The sequence below is a fragment of the Limnohabitans sp. genome (assembly GCF_040400975.1).
In the GTDB taxonomy this organism is placed as follows: domain Bacteria; phylum Pseudomonadota; class Gammaproteobacteria; order Burkholderiales; family Burkholderiaceae_C; genus Limnohabitans_A.
In genome coordinates this window covers 153,377-177,485 of the sequence record NZ_JBBAPF010000002.1, presented here as the reverse complement: position 1 = coordinate 177,485, position 24,109 = coordinate 153,377, and the positions used below count along the sequence as shown (strand labels likewise).

The following is a 24,109-nucleotide window of genomic DNA, read 5'->3' as shown; positions in this document are numbered from 1 at the left end:
CTGTTCCGAAATCTATGAAAAGACATCGAAAAATCTATGAAAAGTAGTAAACCCGGACCATACTACTTTGAACCAAAGAAAAAGCACCTAGAGTTTCCTCTAAGTGCTTGATTTCATTGGGAATTTTGTGGTGGGCGATGCAAGTTTCGAACTTGCGACCCCTGCAGTGTGAAAACGCCAACATTTCACCATTTTCCCGTTTAAAAACAACAACTTAGCTGTTTTCAACAGGGTCAAAGTAGTATACTAGTAGTATACCCATGTAATTATAAAGTGGTATTAAAATACGACTTCTGTGAATCCAGCTGTAAACCAGTGTCATTTCTTTTTACGGTGCTGCTTTTTTAAGCACCTCTCACGATGTCATTGTGGCTCAGAAACGGTTCAATGTATATAGAGTTTTGGTTCGAGCCGGTCAATGTATATACAGTTTTACCAATAAAAATTGTCTACCTTATTGCATCTTGGCTAAAGACCGTAAAGGCGTATGCCCCTGCCATTGATCGCTTTTAAACTAAGCTTATAAAGCTTTTATGCAACCATCTTTTGCGACTGCTATGGTTGAGTAATTGTTGAAAAGCTAGCAGTCAATTAAATATTTTTATTAAAAAAAGATACAAGAAATCTATACGATATTTTATGCACCTTGATCAATGGCGTTACAGCTCTTACCGAAATCTATAGTATTTCTATTTTTCAATGGAAAATATTAAAATTTTTATTCAAGGCAAGATATGTCTCTTACCTCATTAAATGGCAAATGCATTAATAAATTTTTGAAGTAAAAATTGCAACCACACAACTAAAATAAAAAAGAAAAATTATATTTTTAAATATCAAATGAAATCTATTAATGCAACGCTTGTTTACTATAAAACAGAAAAATTTCTTCTGATAGAACGTTTACTTGAAGATAGCGAAAAAGGAACTCCATCATTAACAGCTGCCACAATGGCTGTTATATAGTTTGCTGCCGTTTTCTGACTAACAGTTAGAACTGAAAATGAATGCGACAAATGCCTTCTGTACGCACAGGTTTTAATAGACTTTCCAAAGCGGATGTTTTGACCAATTAAATCTTTTACGCAACTTTCTATCACCAATAGATTATAGTGTCTATTGATTGCCTCTTGAGCGAGCTGTTCAATCGTACTAAATGGATTTTTCATAAAATTCACAAAATTAAGCAACTTCTCTAATTTGATTATAAAGGGGTTAGCACCAGCACCAAATTTACCCAGCTTACCCTTCATTCGGAGCCCGTCCCTAAGACTTTAAACCCGTTCTTCTGCAAGAAATGTTAGCAGCCGATATTGATTCAGTCAAGAGTCGGACACTAGTTTGATTTGGCTTTAGCACCAAAATTATCCATAAAAGTCAACTTGGTTTTGATCGTAAAGCCGATCGTAGTTATCTTCAGTTATGGACGACTGATTTCCGTACTGAAAAAACTCACCGTTTTTTGTTTTAAAGGTTATGGATTTATTTTCAGCAACAAAAGAAATTACAGTAGCAAGAGGCAATGATGATACCAAACTGCCTTGATTAGAACTACTGAAAAACTTAGAAATTCCTTTTTTCTTATTCCAAATTAACAATGATGTTTGAACATCATTTCCATTGTAATTCACTGAGCTAGTTGTATCTCCTTTATTATGGTCAATACAAACAAGTACATCAGCAAGTATTTCAAGATCACCTTGCAATTTAGGATTAAGTTGAAATGCGAAGTATTTGTCACGAATAAAGTCTTGAGATGATGAGTAAACTTTTAAAAAATAATTTAATAACTCTTCATTTTTTTCAATTTCATGCTCCACAAATAGGTAATGATCCAATTCAGAATTAATTTTTCCATTTTTGGAATCGTTATATTTCTTAACTTTCGTTAATGTCTCCTCCAAACCTCGTCTTCTGACAGAAAAATAACAAACTCCGTTGTTCAATATATAATACATTGAACCAAAAGATGATTTCTGAAATGAATTTTTTTTCATGAACTTGAATTTCAAAAGTTTTGAATGTTACAGAAAATAATTTAGGTAAATAAATTAAGCTTTATGACGGCGGCTAGCAAGCGGCACAAAGCAGTATGACTCTTCATGCATGATTTGTTCAGTCTGATTCAATGAATCTTGATTGTGGCTCATCTTTTGACAAACATCATGTTTTCATCTGCCAGCACTCAACTGACAGTTTAACTGTATCATAGGTGCATGGACACCACTTTCACCCTGGACCAACTCAGCGCACTGACCGATTTGCCGCTGCGCACGATCCGTTACTACATACAGCTCGGGCTGGTTGACCGTCATGAGGGCGACCGCAAACACGCTCGCTACACCCAAAAGCACTTGGATCAGGTGCTGAAGGTTCGGGCTATGGCTGATCAGGGCACGCCGCTGGAACGCATCAAGCAACTGATGCATGGCATCGCTACGCCTCCGGCCCCGCCAAAAACTGCTGGAGACATCTCTGTCATCAGTAAGGTATTCATGGCCCCCGGCGTTGAACTGCATTTAGAGCCTCAAATCGCTGGTCTGTCGCCTGAAAAACTCCGTCTATTTGTCCGTTCCGTCCTCACCACCTGGGAAGAAATCAATGCAAGCGAATAAAAAACAAATTGGACTGCACGCCCAGGACATGGAAGCCAACATTGGGTTGGTGTCGGCCCATGTGACTGGACGCCTCAATGGCTTGGTGGCCCAGATCAAGGTTCGCCAGGTTTACAAGAACTGGTCGGATGACAACGTCGAATGCGTCTACACCTTCCCTCTGGGATGGCAAAGCGTCCTTTTGGGCATGCGAGTGGAACTGAACGGCAAAAGCATGACCGGAACCGTCAAGCCCAAGAAAGTGGCTGAAGCGCAATATGAAGAGGCCATCAGCAGCGGTGACTTGCCAGTCATGCTGGAGCGGTCAGGTAAAGACCTGTACACGGCCAATATCGGCAACATACAGACAGGGGATGAGGTGGTCATTGAACTTGACTACGCTCAAATCCTAAAAGCCGAAGATGGTGCGATCCGTTTCAGTCTGCCAACAACCATTGCACCGCGATACGGGGATGCATCGGCTGCGGGCTTGAAGCTGCACCAACAAGCTGAAGCCAATCCACAGGCCGAACATCGGCTGTTTCTGAATCTTGAACTGTCTGAGAACCTGAGCCAAGGCACGGTTTACAGCCCCAGCCATGAAATCCAACTGAGCCCTCAGGGCAATCAATGCAGCTTGAAGTTAGAGGGTGCTGCATGGTTGGATCGTGACTTCGTCTTGGTTATTGACCGTCTTGGCGACATGAACTTCGCAGTCGCAGCTCATGACTCGGCTCGCCCAGGAGAGGCTAAGGTATTGACTGGCGGTGTGTACCGTCCAACCGGCTATGAAAAGCAGCACCCTATCTCTATCAAGGTACTGGTCGACTGCTCTGGATCCATGCAGGGCGACAGCATTGAACAAGCCAAAGACTGCCTCAATTGGCTGTTTGGACAGCTTAACAATACGGACCAAGTCTCGTTTACGCGGTTTGGCAGCAGTGTCCACCACGACCATTCCGAACTTAAGCCTTGCACACTCATTTACCGTCAACTTTTGAAAGCGTCATCGCGTCGCTTGAATGCGGATTTGGGCGGTACCGAAATTGATGACGCGTTGAAAGAGGTCATCGCCATTCAAAGTGGCTCACCCGAAGAATCCAAAAATGCGGTGATCTTATTGATCACTGACGGCGAGGTCTGGAACATTGAAGAAATCATCGCCACAGTGCGCGCCTCTGGGCAACGCATTTATGCCGTGGGCGTGGGCTCAGCGCCATCAGAAAGTCTGCTCAAGGACATGGCAGACGTCACGGGTGGCGCAAGCGAAATGGTGACACCCCGTGAAAGCATGCAAAAAGCCGTCGAGCGCCTGTTGATCCAGATTCGGCAAACGCAGGCCATCGAACAAGAAGTCACTTGCAAAGCGCCTATCGTCTGGCAATCCAAATCAAAGGGCCATGCAGCAGCAGGCAGCTCCTTGATGTCATGGACGCAAATCAATACTCAAGGCAGCCCGCTGGATGAACTGAAAGTGGTCCAGACCGTATATCCCAACGGTGAACCTACCCCCTGCCCCGTGATTTGGGATGAAAGCCTTGACCTCTCTCGCATTGCAGCTGCATTGCGCTTGAATGATTTAACAAAAGCCAAAGAGCGAGAGCGACTCGCTGTCGAATATCAATTGGTCACCAGCGAAACCAATTTAATTCTTGTTCACGAAAGAGCTGAAAACGAGAAAGCAGACGACTTGCCGGAGTTACACCAGGTAAGACCTATGTTGGCTGCCGGATGGAGTGGTAACGGAGCCATTGCGTATTCAAGAAAAGCCCCTTCGCTTCAAGTCATGCGCACTGGTTGTGACAACGTACCCTTCATAGCTGAATCTCGAATCGATATGAGCATGTCAGTTCCGGCCATGTGGCGATCAAATCGGTCACATTCTGCCGCCCGAGTTGATGGGATGGCTAACGCAGGCATGGATGACATTGAGATACCGGCTTTTCTGAGAAAACAAGAGTCGTCCTCCGATTCAAAGCCCGTCAAAACATTCGTACAGAAATTCAAGGACATCGTCAGTACGCCTAATAAACAGCCACAAAGTACTCACACGGTCAAAAAACCACAGGGCACATCAGATGAGCTGAAGGCCATCCTGGCCAGTAAGACCATAACAAACAACCCAGTTCATGAATTGCTGAGCAGCTTCAATCAAGTAGCCCTGACGCACACGAGATTCAGATCTGCACTTGCCGCATGCCTTCGAACGAACCAAGCCAACTACATGGAGTGGTTGATCACAAAGCACATGAAGGCTGCTGGCTCTGGAGCCCCAATTTGGGCGATTTTCATCAGCTGGGCAGCGGAAAACCTATCCGTCGAACTCGATCGGCATGCAGAAAGGATATTGAGAGACTTCCTGTCGCCGATTGACAGCGATCTACAACAGGCGATCTATGCAGAGCTGTCCGAATTAAAACAAGAAGCTGCGGTCTGATTCGCATGAAACTAGACCGCAATCCGGTTTAAAACATCAAGCTTCTGCTCAAGCGTGTAGCCCACCGTGCCGTAGTTATTGAACTCAGATCCACCACTTGAGTGGCCTGTGATGCTCTCGGCCAAACGCGTGGGAATGTCATTACAGGCTTTCATCCTGTCGATCAGGGCATGACGGAACATGTGACTTCTGAAGTCTAGGTCGGCCAGGTATTTGCTCATGATGGCCGAGCAACTGTTGCTGCCATGGTAGTGGGCATACTGCGGCACCAGCCATTCACTACCTTCGCACTTTGCCATCTCCACCAGTCGCTTGGCTGCAAACAGCGACACCCCTACCAACGGTACCGCCCGGATGCTGCTCTTGTTCTTTCGATTGGAAAGTGCATTTTTACGGATCCAAATGTGCGGAATCGGGTGATCAAAAACACAATCCTCAACGCGGGCGTACACAGGTTCAGACAGTCGCAAGCCCGTATTCAACTGGATCAGTCCAATCAATTTGTAGGGCTTGAACCGCGTCATCAACTTTTTTTTGACTGCCAGCAACAAGTCATGGGTAATGACAGGCATTGGCCTGCGCTCGTCCTCGCCGGAAATTTTCAGTGCTCGAAATGGGCTCAATCTGTCGATGTCTAGGCATCTGAATGCCACATTGAGCATGGCGTTCAAGATCGCCGTTTGCTTGCGGACTGTCACAGGTTTCAAACCCAAACTCAGCAAATGGTCACGAAAAATGCATGCATGCACATAACGTAGATCACATAGGTTCAAATCACCCACCAAGGACGAAAAGCGCCTGAAAACATGCAAGACATCGCCCTTGAATTTACGGCCGTCACCTGCATCACTTTCATGGAGGTAAATCGCCACGGCATCCGAAATTTTGGGTTCGGCATGCATTTCTTTGCGGATGAAATAGTTGCCAATGAGCTCTGCAACGAACGACTCATCAAAGTCAACACCCCTTACCCGAACCAACCGCCGCAAGACGGCTTCAGAAGTTGATTTAACAATCTCAAAGTTGCCGTCACTCATGCTCAAAAATAGTCAATTTGCACCCAACAAATTTACTGTCAAAGACGCAGATGGACAACCGGATTTAGACGAATTTTCAGGTCGATCTGGACAGAAAATCCAATAAGTTTCCTGCACCAAATAAGCCCTAAAACACCACTCATATAGGCCTTGGAACCGTGTCGATACCGGAATCCAAATCAGCCGTGTAGCGCTTGTTTTACGCGTTGCAAGATGCCCGATTTAATGAATACCCAATAGAGCCAACAGACTTTGCCCGTGGGTATGCAGAAACCATTTTTGCTATGCCTGTCATCCCCATGACCAAAGATTTTAAAAACGGCCATATTCGGGGCCAAAACCCCGCGTTTTCGGGTCTTTCGACGGTTTATCGTGGCAAGTTGGCCTGGCTTGACCCCATCGCTTGTTGCTGCAATCCATAGGCATCGGCCTGGCTGAAGCTGCTTTGAATGTGTGGGCCTGAGTACTGGCTGTGAGCTGGGCAGTGGTGGGGGTCTGTTGGGGGTCACTACTCTCGCCTGCTGGGGTCCTGGACTTTTGGGTGGGGGTGGTTTCGGGGCTGGTGGTTTTGGCTTGGGGGCTGGTGGCTTTTTCGGAACAATCTTTTTAGGCTTGATCCTCTTAGGCTTGGGGGTGGCTGCAGCTTGCGCCTTGAGCCTTTCCTGCTCCTTGGCCTGGGCCAGCACAGCTGACCAAACGTTGTCTGAAATCAATCGCCAAAGAGCAAGTTGATCGTCCGCACTGACTATTTCGTTAAATCGCATAGTTGCTCTCCTTTCTCTATATTTATTTAGCAAAAAGACGACATCTCGTCCCCTCAATTTCGATCTGCTCATAAATAAAAATATGCGGATCAACGAACTCGTCAAACCTAAGTCTCCAGAGCAATTGAAGCTGGACCACCCAACCTCCTTCCGGCAGGCCATCCAGGGAAGGACTTATGTCTTTCTCCCAGTTCGCAAAGCCTACCTCGCCAATGAGCTGAGTACCGTCCTTCCATTGCACAGCCCAGAAGCCAAAGCCAAGTAACTCCCAGTGCCCGATATAGCGAAGAAGCCTCGCCCAGCACTCCTCCCGCGACGAAGGCTTGCCGTTTCGTCGTTATCGCATGTGGCGACGCATGGCGATCGTCATGCGCGCTGTCGCCCAAGGCCAAAGTTTGACCACCGCAGCGATTGAATCCGGGTTCTCAAGTTCTGCTCATCTGAGCAGTGCTTTCAAAAGCATGTTTGGTTTATCTGCCAGCGAGGTTATAGCCATGGGCGTGGCTCTGGATATTTCCGAAGACCGGGTAGAGGCCTTAGGTTCAATCAAAGTGCAGAAAAAATAGACCAGCGTGGTGCGTGGTTTGAAGCTACCTCTGCTCCTGCCAGGTTGCACAAGAGTGACTTTTCGACCCAAAGCGAACGGTCGGGGCGCTGCCTTGGGTGGCGATGATGCAGCGGTTGCAGACATCGGATCACTGAAGATTTCCCACTGGCGGCCAGAAGCGGCTTTCAGTCAAAGAGATAAGCGGTCGATCAACGTTCTATCTAAGCAGTAGTAGATTTCCCATCTGAAATGTAGCAACTGGAACTAAATAGCATGGGCGCACCCGTTATTGAAACCGACCGACTGATTTTGCGTGCTCATCGTCTCGATGACTTTCCTGCACTGGCAGCCATATGGGCTGACCCAGCAATCGCTCGATTTATTGGTGGGAAACCTACTGCTACTTGAAACCGCGCCCTGAAGCGTGATGGAGACAAGCAGGCCAGTTCGGCTGCTTCGGCCAGTCGCCCAAAAGCGGCAGGTCGTTTTTCTATTTCCAGGACGACCCTTTCGATACGCGCATCGCGTGCCCGCTGGGGCTGTATATCAAACGCCCCAAAGGCGTCGTGGATACCGAATTTTGGGTCCATTTGAAGCAACTGGGCTCGACCTCGATCCAAAGCCTCTTGAGTGAGCGGATGTTGGCGATCGGTGACTGGATCCAAGTAAAGGAAAGCCAAGGGTCCGTCGCTCTTGATGTGATGAAGTGTCTCGGAGGGAATGAGCGCAGACATGCAGGAGCGCCATTCAGACCAGCCGCTTGGCGGCTTGAACGTTCGAAGCGAAAAAGACTCTTTTAGCGCGATCGCGATCGTGGCCGCTGCGTTGCTGTGCGGCTCAAGTTGCAGACCCGGCCCCACGTACATTGCACGAGCTGGCGCGATACAAATCCGAGGCAAGACAGGCGATTCTTGAAAGCACTTGGCTGGGGAAGCAGGCAGGATGTCTGCATCCAAATTGCACTTCATTTTTGTCATGACTAAGCTGCTTGAATACGGTTCCACCATTGCCCTCCTTGTATCTGGGATCATCCACCTGATACCGGTTTATGGTGTTTCAGGCTCGGCTGCGCTGACCCAACTTTATGGCATCGAGGTGGTTGACTCGAATGTCGCCATATTGTTGCAGCATCGAGCCCTGTTGTTTGGCATCTTGGGTCTATTGATGCTACTGGCCATTGCTTTGCCATCTATTCGCATCACTGTGCTGGTTACCGGTTTGCTCAGCGCAGCCAGTTTCATCGTTGTGGCGATGTGGGTTGGAGACTACAACCCTGCAATATCCAGGGTCATAAGGGCTGACGCAGTTGCGTCTGCATTACTGGCGGCAGGTTTATTGACTGAGTGGCATTTTGCTTATGGCACGAGATAATTTAATTGTTTAAAAATTTAATAATCCCAAGGAGAACATATGAAAATCCGAATGGCTCACGAAGATGATTTCGCGCAATGGGTAACCCTTTGGAAGGGTTACCAAGTTTTCTATAAGACCAACATCGCGGAAGCAACGACGGACACAACCTGGTCACGCTTTTTGGATCCTGCAGAACCCATGTATTGCGCAGTCGCAGAGGTTGACGGCAATTTGATTGGAATGGTGCATTACATCTTTCACCGCAGCTGCTGGACTGAAGGGGACTACGTTTACCTGCAAGACCTGTTCGCAGCGCCGGAAATGCGCGGAAAAGGCGTGGGACGCGCATTGATCGAACATGTGTATGCGGTAGCAAAAGCGCAAGGCGGCAGCCGTGTGTGGTGGCTCACGCACGAGACCAACAGCGATGCCATGCACTTGTACGACAAGATTGCCGACAAGAGTGGCTTTATTCAATACAGAAAATTGATGACTTGAACCACCGTAGGCATCTTGATTAGTGGTCTTGGGACCGGACTTGAGAATCAACGAAAGCAAAAGTTGTTTCAGATCCCGCACGATCACGAAGGCTTAATGGGCAAAGACCGTTATTTGGCACCGCCAGACTTTCCAACAAGAAGCGAGCTGCTGCTTTCGGTGCATTGCAGTCATCCCCTAAATCTGATCTCATGAGTTCGAGGGGGAGAGTCACACTGCGCTGTGAAAAGTGTCTAGGAATTTGGGGAAATGCCATTCTTCAATATTGACTCGGCGCATGATCACCCAATGCTCCCCGTCCCAGCAGGCGTAAAGCGATTGCTCAGACAAGGGAAAAATCGCTCCTGGCTCATCCCGTGAGCCCACACATCCACTACCATCCCAGTATTGATAATTTTGTGAGTTTTGGCCATGCATTTGCCGAACAGGCTTGTTTCTCCCTTTTTGGCCATATTGCTTCTGTGCACAATTTCGATCACTGCATTCGCAGCGCCACCCAATTCTCGCCAACTCTACGAGCGCATCCGTCCGTCTGTCGTTGAAGTGGTAACGAAAAATCGGACCAACTTGGGCGTTTCTTCCGTGGCCAGTGGGTTTGTGACCCACCGAAAAGATTGGGTCATCACCAACTACCACGCCATCTCAGATTCCATTTTTGAGCCGGACGATCACACACTGCAAATTGTGTCGATGGATCAAGGCGATCTCAAGGCCGAAATCCTGGCTGTCGACATTCAAAATGATTTGGCCATTTTGAAGGTTGAACAAGCCCTGCGGGTCCCCTTGTTGGAATTGCGTGAGACTTTGCCCGACCGTGGTGAATCGGGCTATTCCATGGGCAAGCCAGGCGGTTATCAACACAGCATCGTGACGGGTACGTTTAACGGCGTCACAGACAAAACCTCAACGCCATTGATCATTTTCAGCGGTGCTATCAATGGCGGTATGAGTGGTGGGCCGACCTTAGACGCAGATGGTCGGGTCATTGGTGTGAATGTGGCCACCAGTACTAAATACCAGTTAGTGGGACTGGCAGTCCCTGCAGAGGCTGTGGGTCAACTGATCCGCAGAAACACTCCTCAAAAGTCACCCAGTTTAGATGACCTACGCAAGGACATTGCACGCCAAGTCAGCGCATTCAATCAACAAATCGTGATGCGGTTTGATCTTCCGACACACAGCGTTCGGCGACTTGGTCCTTTTCAGGTGAGAGGCGATATTTCTAGAGATCAACCCTGCTCTGCCGCTCGTAAAGACACACCGAATGACCACTACAAAAGAGTTGATCAGCGGTGCGACTCCTCATCAAGTTTATACATCTCGGACCAACAGAACGCGGGCCACATCGTTATGGGCAGTTTTTGGTTCAACAGCGAAAAAATGAGCTCACACGGCCTGGCACGATTGGTTGAAGATCAATTAACCCGCCTGCGCAACGTCAAAGATACGATGGTCCTACTGCCTCTTGGAATTGCACGGAGCAACGCCTAAGGGGGCGTTTTGATTTGCCAATTCAACTGCATGCATGCAGACGTGCAGTCGAAAAACTCCCGGGCTTGTTTGACTATCGATTTCGATATACGCCCTTGGTTTCAGGCCAAGATGCATTGCTGGTGGCCATCGGCATGTCTGGCTTTGATGATCAAAGCGCACGCGCCATCTTGCTGAAAAGTATGGACAGCCTGAGCTTTACCCCGAAGGCTAAACCATGATGTCAAGACCTCTCATAGCCGCACCCGCTTTCATCCTGGCTTGGCTGGCAGCTCAACTATGGGTCTATTTGCCAATCTACAGCAGCGCCGCCGATACAGCATTCATCACTAAGCTGATGGTAGAGGAAATCGCCATCTTGGCTTGTTGGATCAGTGCCTGGTCTTGGGTAACTTGGCAAGAACAAGGTCGAACAATGCTTGCTGAACACACCATCATTGCAGCTGGTGCGTCCTTCATAGATGCAGCGGTTCTCAACTACGCCTTGCCGTGGATGTTCTTTAACTTGGGCTGGCCATGGCCCACTGACATACACAACATTCCAAATGCTGTACTAATAACGCTGACCGCATTGATTCACATTCACTTGGCAAGCCGGGTTGGGCTGAATCTGCGCTTGTTTGCAATGTGGCTTGCCGGCAGTGTTTTGGCCATATGCCTAGTGACGGCACACACTTGGGCTAAAAAGAATGATCTGGCTGCGGCTGACAAGTTGCCCTATTCACCCAACATTTAGACGTAAGTCCAATTCAAGCTGCAAGTATCGGCGTTCGTGGTGACAACGATCTCGTTTGGATTGGCCGCGCGGCAAATCATGCAGCAAAGCTCGCTGGAAAGCATGGATACCCAATTTGGATCACAAAGGAAGTTCACGACGTGATCAACGATGAAGTCAAGAAGGACTCAAACACGGGTGCCGCCTGTTGGCATCGAAGCGTATGGACTGAGATGGGCAATCGCATAATCTACGGCACCACTTACTTCTATCAGTTCTAACTATCCGGACTCCGAGCAGCAACATGCATCCGCACCCCAGCCTGCTGAAAGTCCGGGTCGAGGGCTTCGGTCATTCCAAGTCACCCGCGAATGACTTTTATCAGCCTTTAGCGACTGTTTGCGCGCAAAGCCTGCGTAATGCAGTGCTCCTTTGAATAAGGCACCCGTGCGGGCATCAAAAAAGCCCTACAGCGAGTTTTTTCTTGGGTTCGCTGGGCCGAGTAGCAGAACCCGTTTCAAAACAAACGTAGCGTTTTTTTCAAGCTGAGCACAGCGCTAATAGTGTCAGCGAAGAGGCAAAAAGCAAGGCCGCATTGACACCATGTGGGCGTCACTGACAACAGATTGAAATGCGGATGTTTGACTGTTCCAAAATCTATGAAAAGACGTTGAAAAATCTATGAGAAGTAGTAAACCCGGACCATACTACTTTAAACATAAGAAAAAGCACTTAGAGTCTCCTCTAAGTGCTTGATTTCATTGGGAATTTTTGGTGGGCGATAGAAGTTTCGAACTTCTGACCCCTGCAGTGTGAAAACCCCTACATTTCACTTTTTTTCCCTTTAAAAACAACAACTTAGCTGTTTTCAACTAGGTCAAAGTAGTATACTTGTAGCATACCCATGTAATTATAAAGTGATATATAAATATTAATTCTGTGACGCCAGCTGTAAACCAGTGTCATTTCTTTTTACGGTGCTGTTTTTTTAAGCACCTATCACGGTGTCATTGTGGCTCAGAAATGGCTCAATGTATATAGAGTTTTTGCTCGGGCAGGCTCAATGTATATAAAGTTTCGCGCCGCAGACCGCCAATGTATATGGAGTTTTGCAGACCACCACCGCCCTACTCTAAAAGTCAGAACTACACGCCTCGCCCAACAACCATGTCAGCTTAAACCAAGCGTTTGATCGACTGCCCGCGTGATCACTACTTTTCATGAAGTCACGTGCGATGCAGGTGTGCCTTTCATACGCTAAGTTTGGCCTTGAAAAGGCCCAATGTATATAAAGTTTTGTTCATCGAACCCGGAGAGTATCGAACTTCTAAACTGCACCACTGGCCCACATGCAGCCCTACATCCAGGTTGACGACGAGTTTTTCAGAACATATCATGCAGCATGAACGCATGAACCTTAAGGAAACCGCAATGTCCAACACAGCAACTGACAGCAAGATGGTCAAATCCATCGGCGCAAGTGGACAAATCTCTTTAGGCAAAGAGTTCGCGGGAAGACAAGTCCTGATTGAGTCGCCAGCTAAAGGTGTATGGATCATTCGGACTGCCACCATAACCCCCGATCATGAGCCTTGGCCTGAAGAAGAAAAGGCTCAAACTGGACTCAAAAAAGGCCGTACCGGCAAGACACCATCACCCGATCAAACGTCACGAAAAAAATCTCAGGCCTGAGGGCATCCAAGGTTTTTACAAAAATGACATTTGTCCATGGAGCAAGATAAAAATGATTGACCTGTTCGCCGCTTTAGGCTTTCGCTGGAACCGCGAAAAGATTCCTCAGCAGATTCCTACCCACTCGATTGATCGAGTAACTTTTCATTTCCATCGAATGCTCACTACGTATGTTTGGGACGCATCTGTGCTTGAAGGCAATCCCTTTACGTTTCCTGAAGTCAAAACTTTGCTAGAAGGCGTGACGGTCGGTGGCCGGAAAATTTCCGATCAAGAGCAAGTACTGAACTTGGCCGAAAGCTCCAAATACCTACTGTCACTGGTCAAAGCTGGAAAGTTCGAGCTGGACAAAATCACATTCACCCAGCTACATGGACTGGTAGCAAAAAATGAAGCGCTGGAATGGGGACATTTTCGAGGAGAAGGTCTAGAGACTAACTACACACCAGATGTTGGCCTAGGTCCTGAAGGTCGCTACACACCACTACCCACTGTGCCCGGAGCCCCGGAGCTCAACCGTGTTTTTTCCGCAGGCCTGCAAGCGTTAACCAATACAGTCGAAAGTCCATTTGAAAGAGCTGCTGCATTTTTTCTGTTCGGAGCCTTGCAGCAGTTCTTTTTTGACGGCAACAAACGCACATCACGCTTCATGATGAATGGAATTTTAATGTCCTCCGGTATGGATGCCATCAGCATTCCAGCGGCAAAGGCGCAAGACTTTAACGAAAAAATGGTCCGTTTCTACTTGACTAAAGACGCAACTGAAATGATGGAATTTTTAGTTAGCTGTCATCCAGATGCCATCACCATTCAACAAAACAATCCGCAAGTGGATTCATTGCTTTAAATTGAAATACGATTTAAGACTTCTAGCTTTTGTTCAAGCGTATAGCCCACAGTGCCGTAATTATTGAAATCAGAGCCACCACTGGAGTGACCTGTGATGCTCTCGGCCAATCGCGTGGGAATATCGTTACAGGCCTTCATCCTGTCGATCAGGGCATGACGGAACATGTGACTTCTGAAGTCTAGGTCGGCCAGGTATTTGCTCATGATGGCCGAGCAACTGTTGCTGCCATGGTAGTGGGCATACTGCGGCACCAGCCATTCACTACCTTCGCACTTTGCCATCTCCACCAGTCGCTTGGCTGCAAACAGCGACACCCCTACCAACGGTACCGCCCGGATGCTGCTCTTGTTCTTTCGATTGGAAAGTGCATTTTTACGGATCCAAATGTGCGGAATCGGGTGATCAAAAACACAATCCTCAACGCGGGCGTACACAGGTTCAGACAGTCGCAAGCCCGTATTCAACTGGATCAGTCCAATCAATTTGTAGGGCTTGAACCGCGTCATCAACTTTTTTTTGACTGCCAGCAACAAGTCATGGGTAATGACAGGCATTGGCCTGCGCTCGTCCTCGCCGGAAATTTTCAGTGCTCGAAATGGGCTCAATCTGTCGATGTCTAGGCATCTGAATGCCACATTGAGCATGGCGTTCAAGATCGCCGTTTGCTTGCGGACTGTCACAGGTTTCAAACCCAAACTCAGCAAATGGTCACGAAAAATGCATGCATGCACATAACGTAGATCACATAGGTTCAAATCACCCACCAAGGACGAAAAGCGCCTGAAAACATGCAAGACATCGCCCTTGAATTTACGGCCGTCACCTGCATCACTTTCATGGAGGTAAATCGCCATGGCATCCGAAATTTTGGGTTCGACATGCATTTCTTTGCGGATGAAATAGTTGCCAATCAGCTCTGCAACGAACGACTCATCAAAGTCAACACCCCTTACCCTTGCCTGCTGAGGTACTGGACTTTTGGGTGGGGGTGGTTTCGGGGCCGGTGGTTTTGGCTTGGGGGCTGGTGGTTTTTTCGGAACGATCTTTTTAGGCTTGATCCTTTTAGGCTTGGGGGTGGCAGCAATTTGCGCCTTGAGCCTGGCCTGCTCCTTGGCCTGAGCTATCACGGCAGACCAAACGTTGTCTGATATCAATCGCCAAAGAGCAAGTTGATCGTCCGCACTGGCTATTTCGTTAAATCGCATAGTTGCTCTCCTTTCTCTATATTTATTTAGCAAAAAGACGACATCTCGTCCCCTCAATTTCGATCTGCTCATAAATAAAAATATGCGGATCAACGAACTCGTCAAACCTAAGTCTCCAGAGCAATTGAAGCTGGACCAACTTCGCGCCACGAGGGAACGCGCCACCACTGCCGTTCAACAAGAACGGGAACGACAGAGAACACAGCGTGCTCAAAAAGCCCTGCAGTTGTTGACCAAGCCTAAAGCCCCAACAGCCAAAACAACCAAGCCCATTGGCACCATCAAACCAATCGCGCCAATCAAATCAATCTAGTCAAAAGAAAACCGACACTGGAATCCAGTGTCGGCCATTGCTTTAAGCAGTGATCGCTTGCGTGGCGGCTTTAAGTGGCGGGCTTAACCGGCAGCTTCAACTTCCCTTTTTTCACTACGCCCTCCTCTTTGCCAAATGCAGCTTTGACCAAACCACTGACTGCTTCGATGCGTGCATCCAGCTCTCCGGCATCCACAGCAGCACGCAAAACTTCAAGCGTGGTGATAACGCCTGCGATGGTGTCAGTCTCTATGGCGTTCTTACCTTCGACCACATCCAGAGTGCGTGCGCCGTAGCGGACGGTGATGCACATCTTGCCGTTATCTCCAGACCACCACCATGGTTTCAACCGCTTGGGAATTTCTACTCGTCGCATTTCGCCGGTAGCTTCGTCCCGGACTGTTCGAATCTTCACCGGTACAAACTCGGTACCTGACTGAACGGCTTTGGCCATTTGAATTTGCTCGTGCAGCTTGGCGCTGAGCTTTTGCCGTCTTGCATGCGCGGGGCTTGTACCCTGCTGACGCTTGCTGGCGATGAATTTCAATGCATTGAGACCTGACATTTGCTACTCCTTGTGTGTTGCAGGAATAACAAATTTATTGTCAGACCTATGTTCAGAGCAACCTTTTGAATGAATTACCCGACCTTTTGGACGGACTCTGGAATGGCAACTCAAGCAGAACCTGTGATGGTCGGCCAAATAGGTACATAGCCTTTCGCAAGTGCCTCTTCAGCTTCAATCCTTCTCTTGTGCTCCTCTTCCTCTCGCGCAGCGTTCACGGACTTAGGCTCGTAGCGCTGAAGTTGCTCAGGCGTGAGATGCCAATACGGGTTGCCCGTTTGCTCGCGCATCTGCCATTCGATGCTGTCTTTCAAATCTACGCCCAAGCGGGCCTTGAAGAAAATGGCGTCGTGCACGTTGGCAATGGGTGTGCGCCCTTTGGACTGAGCAGCAAACCTCACGATATTCATCACGGCAGTTTCATCATGCTGGTACATGTAAGCCATGACTTTGGACTTGCTCAGTCTTCCGCTGTCCGTATGTAGGAATGACTCTTTGCAGAGCAATGGGTGGTGTTTTTTGAATGCTGCAAACAGATAGTCATCCAGCGTGTTCTGCTCCTTGATGAAGCCTTGGACTGATTGGTCTTTCAGGAAACGCTCTCGGTCATCTGCGTTTTTGATGATGTCGACCAGGGCTGGATTGTTCCAATTGCCCGATGCATCAAGCCAGCCTGTCCCTGCTTGGTGTGCGCCAAAGCTGATGGCCGTGAATGCCTGTTTGAGCAGTGCTGGCTGGAAGTCTTTGGGGACTGGGCTACTGGGCGTGAAAACATAGTGGCGAATGGTCGCCATGAAATCGGCCTTGTGCTCCAGGTACAGAAGTGACCATTTGAAGTGCGCCTTGAGATTCAGTTCCAGACCGTTTTGCTGGAGATAGCTTCGGGCGAAACCCATTTTCCAAGCGATGACGCTGCTGCGGATGTCGTATTCCCAGCAGTTACCCAGCATCGCCCTGCGCAGCTCTTTGTTGACGTTCTGTACGCTGGTGCCTTCGTAATACATGCGGCCAAACGGACTGGGCTTCCTGCGCTGTACAAAGTACCCATTGGTGTGCGTTGCAATGCCGATGATCGTGAGCGCTTGCCTAAGCGCTGCGTCTTTTTTGGCACCGGTGATGTGCTTCGATTCGTTTTCAAGCCAAATGACATACGATTTGACCGAGGGCAGATCAACAGGAATCCAGTCAAACAGTTGCTCGAGTTTTTCGGGACGCCATTCCAGCTTGAACTCTGGATACAGATAGTCGAACAAGGCTGTGTTGCTGAAGTCATCTCCGCTCAAGTAGGCATCGATTTCTTCGTCGGTGGTTGCGTATACCAGTCCACCAGAGACTGTTTTGATGTCATCTTGCAAGGTTGCGAGACTGGACAGTTTGACCTGCGAGTATTTGCCTGTGAATTTCGAGCCTGTCACTACCGTTTGAACGATCTCCAGATTGTGTTCGCGCAGCCATTTGTGGAGGCGAACCTTTTTAGGACCAATTTGCCCGCCCTTGTTGGCAAGGTCACTGGTTGAGATGCTGTAGAAGCCCAGCTTCTTCTCTTCAGGGGTCAGACCACGCAGCAAGGCTGCATTGATCATGGACTCGACCACGCTGATGTATTTATTGAGCGCACGGTAGGCAGCGCCATAGGGCGTTGGGAATGCTCGCTCTAAGGCATCCTCGACTGACTGGTCTACCGTGATTTTGATCATCGTCCGTCCATCTCCTGCTCTCTGAAACCTATGAATTTCAGAGTATTTAGCAGGTTTCTACAGGTTTCGAAGTTTTCGAAAAAAGTCACACGCATATAGTAATTTAGATGATCCATTTCATGAAATAAATGGGACATATGGGAAACCAGTAGGCATGTGTGACCACATGCCGAAGGCGAAGCAGGTCCTTCCTTGTGGGCTGGTCTCGTGCTGCATCCGAACGAGTCTTTTGACCAATAAATACATGATGCACACCTACAAGGCATCAGTCAGGTTTCAGGTCAATGGGCGCAGCCAGGTCGTCAAGACCGAAATTCGAGCACCCAGCGTCCAGGATGCTCGTTGGCTGTTGTGGGCTGTTTACGGTTTTCAGAGCATCCAAAGCGGGCCCACAGCAGCTTGAAACTGCCCTTGGCGTGGGCTGCTCGTTGCGGTTGGCAATCAGCTGGCATCCACGTAAAATTGTTAGCAACGGCCCGAGCCCAAAATGAAACCTTCAGAAGCACTCGCAGCCCATCGCAAAGAAATTCGCGAAATAGTCCTGGCACACAGGGCGGCCAATGCTCGCGTATTTGGTTCTGTTGTGCATGGGTCTGACACAGACGAAAGTGATCTGGACATCCTCGTTGACACAACTCCGGACACCACGCTGTTCGATTTGGGTGCCATCCGCTACAAGCTGCGCAACCTCTTGGGCGTTCAGGTAGATGTTTTGACACCCGGTGCCCTGCCCGACAAGTTCCGCCAAATTGTCATTTCTGAGGCTCGCCCCGTATGAGCCGTGATCCGCTTCGGTTGTCCGACTATCTTTAGAACATTGACAAATGAATCCCGCAGACATTCGGACATCAAGTGATCCGGACTTGGCTGGTTCTTATGCTGCAATGCTTCGCGCCTCTCGCGCAGCAGAAGACCTGGCCATCAGTACTAACACCAGCATCATTGTCTCTATCGATGGCAAAGACGTACGTCTTTCTGCCCAGGACTTGCTAAAAATGCGTGAGCAAGAGACTATCCCAGCGGGTAAATCTACATAACTGCAGGCAACTCTGTCTATGGCATTCAGCATTGACGATCTCGGCGACATTGACCACATCGTTGGACAGTGGTGTCTTGAAAAGGTTCCTCCCGAACTCAAGAAACAAATCGACCACGACTATGAAGTCGATGGCCAGTCTGTGACCATATTTGAAGTTCGACCAGCATGGCGAGGTCATCCAGGCGAAGTTACGCGCCGTGGATTCGCCAAGTTTAGGTATGTCAAATCCAGTGAGCTTTGGCACATCTACTGGATGCGCCAAACAGGAAAGTGGGATTCATACGAACCCGCTTCAGCGGCCTGCAGCCTAGAAGAAGCACTGACGATCATTGACACTGACACCTACGGCTGTTTCTTTGGTTAGCAGCATGCTGATTTTCACTGCGGCGTCAGAATTGCAGCGGGAGCGGACATCAGCTCACAAACAAGATTGCCTGCTGACGGCCAAAAGCGGAAGTACGCTTACCATGTTCAGTATTTTGAACAGCAAAGACACAGATGACTACCCCTGACTCCGAGCCAGAAATCAGCCGAGAGATGTACGATAAGTTGCGAGCCGAGATGCAGACAATGGTGGATGGGCTAGCGGCTCAAATGCCTGGTAAGTCCGGCGCTCGGATGAAGGAAGTGATGGCTTTCCGGACATCGATCACTAGTGAATCTGACCGCGGAGCCGTACTAATGTCTGCGGCCTACCTAGATGACCAGCTGAAAGAACTCTTGAAGGAGAGGCTTGTACAAGATAAGAAAATCAGTAGACGAGCATTCGACTTTAATGGCCCTTTGGGAACATTCTCATCACGAATTGACTTCGCGTACCTCCTCGGGGTTATTCCGAAGAATGCGCGAAGCGATTTGCATATCATTCGGGCCATCCGAAATCAGTTCGCGCACCATGCCGCGCCTTTGAGTTACGAAGATGAGAATGTCCGACCGTTATGCGATAGGCTTGCATTCCATGGTGTGAAGGACGAAGCAACTGGTGGCTCGAAGTTTCGGCGCTCGGTTATGGGTTTGCTCAGCTACATCACTGCAGCCTTTGACAAGATCGCCCATATCGAACCCGCAGCTGATTACGAGATTCCAGATCGTACGGAGGCCTACAAAACAGTTGCCAAGATATTCACGGACATTACGGGGGCTGAATATCCATTGAAACATGAGCACGAGTAGTGATGCCATCCAGCACCATCCGCAGCCGTTCTTGGACAGAGCGCTGATGCTTAACATTAAATCAACCAAGATCCACTAGACACCTCTGAGCCTCAAACCTGAGGCCTAACAGGAGGTGCCATGAGTCACAAGAGGGATTTAACTTCTCAACCAAATTACTCAAGTTCTTTAAGCTGCAAAAGGAAATGCGAGGCATCAGGCATCGCCTGCCTTAGTGAGACATTTTTCTGTTTAAAATTTTCTGCAATATCTTGCCTAATAGCGAAAATTTTTTCCTGCTTAATTCGAGCGCCAAAGATTACTCCAGTTACAGCATCCTTTGGAATCCGAAACAAGCTAGTCGGATAAGGGTCTCCAGGTAGAATTTTATCTGCACTATCTAATGGGCGAACAATCCGCCACTCATTTTCGTAAGCCCAATGCTGACTCTTTACGAGAAAAAGCTCGGATGCACTCATCTCGGATAGCTGCGCACTGGGCCGAGTCTCACGATATTGAACTCTTCGAATATGCCGAAGATCATCTTCCTCTGAAATTGCTTCGTCAAAGTATGGATGACAGGCATCGAACTCTACGACAAAACCTTCGTGGCTAGCACCATAATGAGCCCACATGAGCAGGCTATCAGGAACCTCAGAAAGACAAAACACACCAAGTAGATTGTCGATCTTTCCTGTAAAGAAATTTGCTACGAGTGGAGTAACGGAAGAAATCGCTTCATGAACGCTATCAATTTGATTTCGCATCATGTGATCAGCCAGCGAATAGACCTGGTTAATTGTTATCGTGTGCTTCACATGTGCAGGAAGGGCTTCAAATACTTTCTCAAACTCTTCATTTCCAATTTTTTTATATTTTTGCAGAAAATCACCATCTGGAACAATAGTCGAAATTTCAGGGCGCCCTTCAAAAGGATCATTGAACGATCCAAGCTGACTGTAACGAACCAAGAGATCGTTGAAGAAAGCAGTGCGTTCAGGTGGAAAATATTTGTATAACTTCCGAGGGTGGTCTTTTCTCATGGAATAACGATTTCAATCGTGAATAAAGCTTAGGCAAATTTCTCTCAGGATTGTCCACTATGGGCTGTTGCCGCTTTTGCTGCTTCCAGCTGCGCTTTCACCCATTCTGACGGATAGATTTCAAAGCGGACGTGGCTCCATGATCGCTTCTGGGGGAGGACACAGATGGTCAGCTTTGGGTCGTCGCTGCCAGTCATCAGGCTAAGCTGGATGTCCCCTACCAGCCTTAAGCCGACAGCCTGTCTCGAAAGCCCTCAGACGACAGGCACGTCTTCCCATCGAGCTGAATAATTCGGTGACTTTCGTTCTTGCCGCATCTGCCAGCATTCGTACGCGACTTGCGTGGAAATCTTCACTGCTCCCCGCCATTACCGCTTGTTCAGCGTGTCCAGAGCATGCATCAGACTTGATTGCCTGCTGGCGTAGTCTCCATTAAATCGCCCTGCTGCCTTGTCACAAGACTGAGTTCACTGAGCTTAATCTCCGACTTTTTGTGCTGATAGCTGGGCTTCTCTGCCGCTGTTTAACTTCTTGGGTTGTAGGTGTGGCGACTGATCTTGTCGTCTTTGGCCCATGAGGGAAAGAGGCCGAATTTGACCAGACCGCATGCCACACGGCCTATCTGGTGACTCTTCACGACCAAAGGTGCTGCAACACTAGGCTTCATCGGGGTAGCCCGAGGGCATATCGACACCCAGGTTTTCTTTAACCCATTACGCCCTTTTGGTTGGCGTGAAATTGGCGCACACGCACTGAATTCAAAAATGAGGATGCCGACTGGCCTAACCCATCACTTCCACCGCAGATCAAGTTTTCTGTTGTGCGCGGCACAGTCACGCAGATAAAGATTGATCAGACTCTGGTAAGGAATTCCGACCTGTTCTGAAATACCTTTGAAGTAACCGATAGAGTCTTCGTCTAGCCGAATGGTGATTTGCTTTTTGAGTTGCGCAGCATAGGGATTTTTGCGCGCCTTCGAGAAATCGTATTCTTTTCGCATATGGATCTCCTTAGCGGTATTGCTTGGATTCATGTGAAGATGCTTTTCGGGCAGAAATGATCCGGATCACACCTCCCTCGTCCCTGTAGCAATGGCAGACCAAGATCACTCGAAGAGTGCTGCTGAGACCAAGAAGCACAAACCTGTCTTCATCCTCGGAATGGTCTGGATCATCGATCAGTTTGGCATTCTCATCAAAAAAGACCGTTCGGGCTTCTTCAAACGAAACGCCGTGCTTCTTCTCGTTCGAGGAAGCTTTCTTAGGATCCCATTCAAATCGCAAGGTCATAATTACATTGTAATTTTTTTCGACCTGTTATGCAAGTCAATCATCAGTACTCACTGGGCAGCATGATCACCCAATGTTCACCATCCCAGCATGCATAGAGCGTTTGCTCGGGCAAGGGGAAGTCAGTGAACGGGATCTCTTGACGGGCATGTTCATGACCGTTGCCGTCCTCGTAGACCATGGTGGCTCTGGTGCCTTTCACTGCGACGCGAATCAGCACAAACCAATCCGCTGTACCAATTTCGCTGAGGTGACTGGCCACGGCGTCCATCATCCAAAAGCACTCGGCTTCTTCTGCCAAGTATTTGGTCCCATCGGTCAGCAAGTGCCTTCGGCTTATTCGGTAATAGCGCTCTGTCCCGGTGAAGTTTGACAGCTGGCTTGCATCGAATTTTTTCATCTGTAGTCCTCGTTGTACGACTACAGTTTTGTGTCAGATACGCAGATGGACAACCGATTTCCAGAGACCCGACAAATTGGACGGATACCGAGCGAATTTCACTCTTAGCACTGGAGATTGAGATGCGATACAGATCGCGGTTCAGACCTCACAAACAGATGCACATACGTAAACGCGCAATGCTGCGCACACAAAATTCGCCCGCGTAAAACGCCCTACAGCACAGAAACGCCCGCGTCCGAGTACTCAGGGTGCTGGACTGCTAAAAAAGCGCTTGTAGGGCTTGCTAGATGCCCTGCCCTGCTGGGCACTGAAAGAGTGCGTGCACGGGGCGGAAATCTATGAAAAGTGTGCTTTTACAAGATTTCGCTGGTTGAGCGTTGAAATCATTGAAGAAAATTTCAATGAAAAAGTTATCCACAGGAAGTTCATCCTGAGCCAGATCTAGCCTGAAACCCGCCACTTTGGCAGGACTCCGGTTGTCCAGATAAATATGTGAAAACACAATGCAGTTAACGCAAACACATGATTACAGGAGAACAGAAATGGCACAGGCAAAAACACTGACTAAAGACGAACTGGCACGCGTACTGGACTACATAGACACGCGCCGCTTTTCGCAGCGCAACAGGGCAATGATGTTGCTAACGCACTTGGCAGGTTTGCGCATTGGTGAGGTGGCTTGCTTGCGCTGGAGTGACGTCATCAATATCGATGGCACAGTGAAAGAAGAAATTCGCTTGCTGCCCGACATGACCAAGGGCAGACACGCTCGCACAGTCTTCGTCAACATCAAATTGCGTGAGGAACTACAGGCCTATGCCGCACAGGCCAAGTGTGTGGACAGAAGCTATCCGTTCTTTGCCAGCCAAAAAAGTATCCTCACCGGCTTCAGTGCAAACAGCCTTGCTCAGACCTTTGCGCTGCTGTACTCGGGTGCAGGACTGCAAGGTGCCAGCAGTCACAGCGGGCGAAGGACGTTTTTGACCTCACTGGCCAACAAGGGGACTGCGATTCACATCCTTAAAACTCTGGCTGGCCATCGCAGCATCCAAACCACTGCCGCATATTTGTACAGCAGTCCAAGCCAGTTGAAGGCTGCGGTCGAATTGGCTTAAAGCTCACGGACTCGAATTTTTTCTCTTTGGGGCTCAACCAAGCTCACAGGGTGAGCCTCCACCGCAAGAGTATCAGTGTGTCTACAACACAACCGATGCAGCAATCATGGTCCTGGCTTTTTACCTGGTTTTATTAGCTCCAAACACCCTATCCCCTGCAATGTTTACTCCGGTGCAAAAGTACGTGGCGTTAGAAAAGCAAAAGATGATGCTCTTTGAGTACGGGCAGCCATTCAAGCTGCACAAGCGCAGTCGTGCCGAACTTTATAAGGCAACAGTAGGCCATTGAATAAGCCGAGTTGGGCTACCC

The 24,109-nt window shown here is 48.6% G+C and carries 29 protein-coding genes; 17 read left to right on the top strand and 12 right to left on the bottom strand.

Translation table 11 applies throughout. The features are described from left to right. Positions 1-869 precede the first annotated feature (869 nt). Complete coding sequence (locus tag ABWQ00_RS02815) at positions 870-1,253, bottom strand: hypothetical protein (RefSeq protein ID WP_353237141.1); 384 nt, start codon at positions 1,251-1,253, stop codon at positions 870-872. Positions 1,254-1,364: 111 nt separating this feature from the next. Next, on the bottom strand, positions 1,365-1,997 hold the full coding sequence (locus ABWQ00_RS02810; protein ID WP_353237140.1) for a hypothetical protein: 633 nt from the start codon (positions 1,995-1,997) through the stop codon (positions 1,365-1,367). 219 nt (positions 1,998-2,216) lie between these two features. On the opposite strand from ABWQ00_RS02810, the gene ABWQ00_RS02805 reads away from it, so the two are divergent. Then, positions 2,217-2,615, top strand: a complete 399-nt coding sequence (locus ABWQ00_RS02805; RefSeq protein ID WP_353237139.1) for a helix-turn-helix domain-containing protein — start codon at positions 2,217-2,219, stop codon at positions 2,613-2,615. Beyond that, positions 2,602-5,031: a VIT and vWA domain-containing protein gene (locus tag ABWQ00_RS02800; protein WP_353237138.1), complete on the top strand. Its 2,430-nt coding sequence runs from the start codon at positions 2,602-2,604 to the stop codon at positions 5,029-5,031. Before ABWQ00_RS02805 ends, ABWQ00_RS02800 begins: the two co-directional genes overlap by 14 nt. Positions 5,032-5,042: 11 nt before the next feature. On the opposite strand, the gene ABWQ00_RS02795 is transcribed toward ABWQ00_RS02800, so the two are convergent. Then, positions 5,043-6,068 (bottom strand): tyrosine-type recombinase/integrase, encoded by a 1,026-nt coding sequence (locus ABWQ00_RS02795; protein ID WP_353237137.1) that lies wholly within the window; start codon positions 6,066-6,068, stop codon positions 5,043-5,045. Positions 6,069-7,176: 1,108 nt separating this feature from the next. On the opposite strand from ABWQ00_RS02795, the gene ABWQ00_RS02790 reads away from it, so the two are divergent. After that, positions 7,177-7,398, top strand: a complete 222-nt coding sequence (locus ABWQ00_RS02790) for a helix-turn-helix domain-containing protein (RefSeq protein ID WP_353237136.1) — start codon at positions 7,177-7,179, stop codon at positions 7,396-7,398. Between the two features lie 298 nt (positions 7,399-7,696). Here the strand turns inward: ABWQ00_RS02790 and ABWQ00_RS02785 are convergent, their stop codons facing one another. Next, the gene (locus ABWQ00_RS02785) at positions 7,697-8,356 is read right to left on the bottom strand and encodes a helix-turn-helix domain-containing protein (RefSeq protein WP_353237135.1); all 660 of its coding nucleotides are present in this window, start codon (positions 8,354-8,356) and stop codon (positions 7,697-7,699) included. On the opposite strand from ABWQ00_RS02785, the gene ABWQ00_RS02780 reads away from it, so the two are divergent. The 7 genes from ABWQ00_RS02780 to ABWQ00_RS02750 all read left to right on the top strand — a co-directional run bounded on the left by ABWQ00_RS02780 (position 8,355) and on the right by ABWQ00_RS02750 (position 13,975). Next, a complete protein-coding gene (locus ABWQ00_RS02780; RefSeq protein WP_353237134.1) occupies positions 8,355-8,750 on the top strand; it encodes a phosphopantetheine adenylyltransferase in 396 nt (131 codons plus the stop codon). The two genes, ABWQ00_RS02785 and ABWQ00_RS02780, sit on opposite strands and share 2 nt — an antisense overlap. Before the next feature lie 39 nt (positions 8,751-8,789). Next, on the top strand, positions 8,790-9,230 hold the full coding sequence (locus ABWQ00_RS02775) for a GNAT family N-acetyltransferase (RefSeq protein WP_353237133.1): 441 nt from the start codon (positions 8,790-8,792) through the stop codon (positions 9,228-9,230). Positions 9,231-9,641: 411 nt separating this feature from the next. Then, on the top strand, positions 9,642-10,721 hold the full coding sequence (locus ABWQ00_RS02770; RefSeq protein WP_353237132.1) for a S1 family peptidase: 1,080 nt from the start codon (positions 9,642-9,644) through the stop codon (positions 10,719-10,721). Positions 10,722-10,735: 14 nt separating this feature from the next. Beyond that, complete coding sequence (locus ABWQ00_RS02765; RefSeq protein ID WP_353237131.1) at positions 10,736-10,942, top strand: hypothetical protein; 207 nt, start codon at positions 10,736-10,738, stop codon at positions 10,940-10,942. Then, on the top strand, positions 10,939-11,457 hold the full coding sequence (locus ABWQ00_RS02760; RefSeq protein WP_353237130.1) for a hypothetical protein: 519 nt from the start codon (positions 10,939-10,941) through the stop codon (positions 11,455-11,457). Before ABWQ00_RS02765 ends, ABWQ00_RS02760 begins: the two co-directional genes overlap by 4 nt. A gap of 1,374 nt (positions 11,458-12,831) precedes the next feature. Continuing rightward, positions 12,832-13,128 (top strand): hypothetical protein, encoded by a 297-nt coding sequence (locus ABWQ00_RS02755; RefSeq protein ID WP_322991896.1) that lies wholly within the window; start codon positions 12,832-12,834, stop codon positions 13,126-13,128. Beyond that, on the top strand, positions 13,022-13,975 hold the full coding sequence (locus ABWQ00_RS02750; protein ID WP_353237129.1) for a Fic family protein: 954 nt from the start codon (positions 13,022-13,024) through the stop codon (positions 13,973-13,975). Before ABWQ00_RS02755 ends, ABWQ00_RS02750 begins: the two co-directional genes overlap by 107 nt. Here the strand turns inward: ABWQ00_RS02750 and ABWQ00_RS02745 are convergent. Beyond that, complete coding sequence (locus ABWQ00_RS02745; protein ID WP_353237128.1) at positions 13,972-15,183, bottom strand: tyrosine-type recombinase/integrase; 1,212 nt, start codon at positions 15,181-15,183, stop codon at positions 13,972-13,974. The two genes, ABWQ00_RS02750 and ABWQ00_RS02745, sit on opposite strands and share 4 nt — an antisense overlap. Before the next feature lie 82 nt (positions 15,184-15,265). Between ABWQ00_RS02745 and ABWQ00_RS02740 the strand changes: the two genes are divergently transcribed. Next, positions 15,266-15,496 carry a hypothetical protein gene (locus ABWQ00_RS02740; protein ID WP_353237127.1) on the top strand — a complete coding sequence of 77 codons (231 nt, stop codon included), beginning with the start codon at positions 15,266-15,268 and terminating at the stop codon, positions 15,494-15,496. A 70-nt stretch (positions 15,497-15,566) separates the two neighbouring features. Here ABWQ00_RS02740 and ABWQ00_RS02735 read toward each other — a convergent pair whose 3' ends face one another. Together ABWQ00_RS02735 and ABWQ00_RS02730 are read right to left on the bottom strand one after the other, a co-directional pair. Continuing rightward, entirely contained in the window at positions 15,567-16,061 is a 495-nt protein-coding gene (locus ABWQ00_RS02735; RefSeq protein WP_353237126.1) for a DUF6641 family protein, read from the bottom strand. A gap of 110 nt (positions 16,062-16,171) precedes the next feature. After that, positions 16,172-17,644 carry a hypothetical protein gene (locus tag ABWQ00_RS02730; protein WP_353237125.1) on the bottom strand — a complete coding sequence of 491 codons (1,473 nt, stop codon included), beginning with the start codon at positions 17,642-17,644 and terminating at the stop codon, positions 16,172-16,174. Positions 17,645-18,245: 601 nt separating this feature from the next. Between ABWQ00_RS02730 and ABWQ00_RS02725 the strand changes: the two genes are divergently transcribed. The 4 genes from ABWQ00_RS02725 to ABWQ00_RS02710 all read left to right on the top strand — a co-directional run bounded on the left by ABWQ00_RS02725 (position 18,246) and on the right by ABWQ00_RS02710 (position 19,970). Continuing rightward, positions 18,246-18,536 (top strand): nucleotidyltransferase family protein, encoded by a 291-nt coding sequence (locus ABWQ00_RS02725; RefSeq protein WP_353237124.1) that lies wholly within the window; start codon positions 18,246-18,248, stop codon positions 18,534-18,536. A 46-nt stretch (positions 18,537-18,582) separates the two neighbouring features. Continuing rightward, positions 18,583-18,795 carry a hypothetical protein gene (locus tag ABWQ00_RS02720; protein WP_353237123.1) on the top strand — a complete coding sequence of 71 codons (213 nt, stop codon included), beginning with the start codon at positions 18,583-18,585 and terminating at the stop codon, positions 18,793-18,795. Positions 18,796-18,813: 18 nt separating this feature from the next. After that, positions 18,814-19,161 carry a DUF3024 domain-containing protein gene (locus tag ABWQ00_RS02715; protein WP_353237122.1) on the top strand — a complete coding sequence of 116 codons (348 nt, stop codon included), beginning with the start codon at positions 18,814-18,816 and terminating at the stop codon, positions 19,159-19,161. A 134-nt stretch (positions 19,162-19,295) separates the two neighbouring features. Then, positions 19,296-19,970, top strand: a complete 675-nt coding sequence (locus tag ABWQ00_RS02710) for a hypothetical protein (protein WP_353237121.1) — start codon at positions 19,296-19,298, stop codon at positions 19,968-19,970. 155 nt (positions 19,971-20,125) lie between these two features. On the opposite strand, the gene ABWQ00_RS02705 is transcribed toward ABWQ00_RS02710, so the two are convergent. The 5 genes from ABWQ00_RS02705 to ABWQ00_RS02685 form a co-directional block, all read right to left on the bottom strand. Continuing rightward, positions 20,126-20,992: a DUF2971 domain-containing protein gene (locus tag ABWQ00_RS02705; RefSeq protein ID WP_353237120.1), complete on the bottom strand. Its 867-nt coding sequence runs from the start codon at positions 20,990-20,992 to the stop codon at positions 20,126-20,128. Positions 20,993-21,246: 254 nt separating this feature from the next. Beyond that, positions 21,247-21,309, bottom strand: a complete 63-nt coding sequence (locus ABWQ00_RS02700; RefSeq protein WP_353237218.1) for a DUF4113 domain-containing protein — start codon at positions 21,307-21,309, stop codon at positions 21,247-21,249. Between the two features lie 473 nt (positions 21,310-21,782). Beyond that, positions 21,783-21,992, bottom strand: coding sequence for a BrnA antitoxin family protein (locus ABWQ00_RS02695; RefSeq protein ID WP_353237119.1), 210 nt, complete (start codon positions 21,990-21,992; stop codon positions 21,783-21,785). A gap of 10 nt (positions 21,993-22,002) precedes the next feature. Next, positions 22,003-22,281, bottom strand: coding sequence for a BrnT family toxin (locus ABWQ00_RS02690; protein WP_353237118.1), 279 nt, complete (start codon positions 22,279-22,281; stop codon positions 22,003-22,005). 43 nt (positions 22,282-22,324) lie between these two features. Next, positions 22,325-22,681, bottom strand: a complete 357-nt coding sequence (locus ABWQ00_RS02685) for a DUF6876 family protein (RefSeq protein ID WP_353237117.1) — start codon at positions 22,679-22,681, stop codon at positions 22,325-22,327. Positions 22,682-23,187: 506 nt separating this feature from the next. Here ABWQ00_RS02685 and ABWQ00_RS02680 point away from each other — a divergent pair. Together ABWQ00_RS02680 and ABWQ00_RS02675 are read left to right on the top strand one after the other, a co-directional pair. Further along, entirely contained in the window at positions 23,188-23,799 is a 612-nt protein-coding gene (locus tag ABWQ00_RS02680; RefSeq protein ID WP_353237116.1) for a tyrosine-type recombinase/integrase, read from the top strand. Between the two features lie 106 nt (positions 23,800-23,905). Next, positions 23,906-24,088: a hypothetical protein gene (locus ABWQ00_RS02675; RefSeq protein ID WP_353237115.1), complete on the top strand. Its 183-nt coding sequence runs from the start codon at positions 23,906-23,908 to the stop codon at positions 24,086-24,088. Positions 24,089-24,109: the final 21 nt, after the last annotated feature.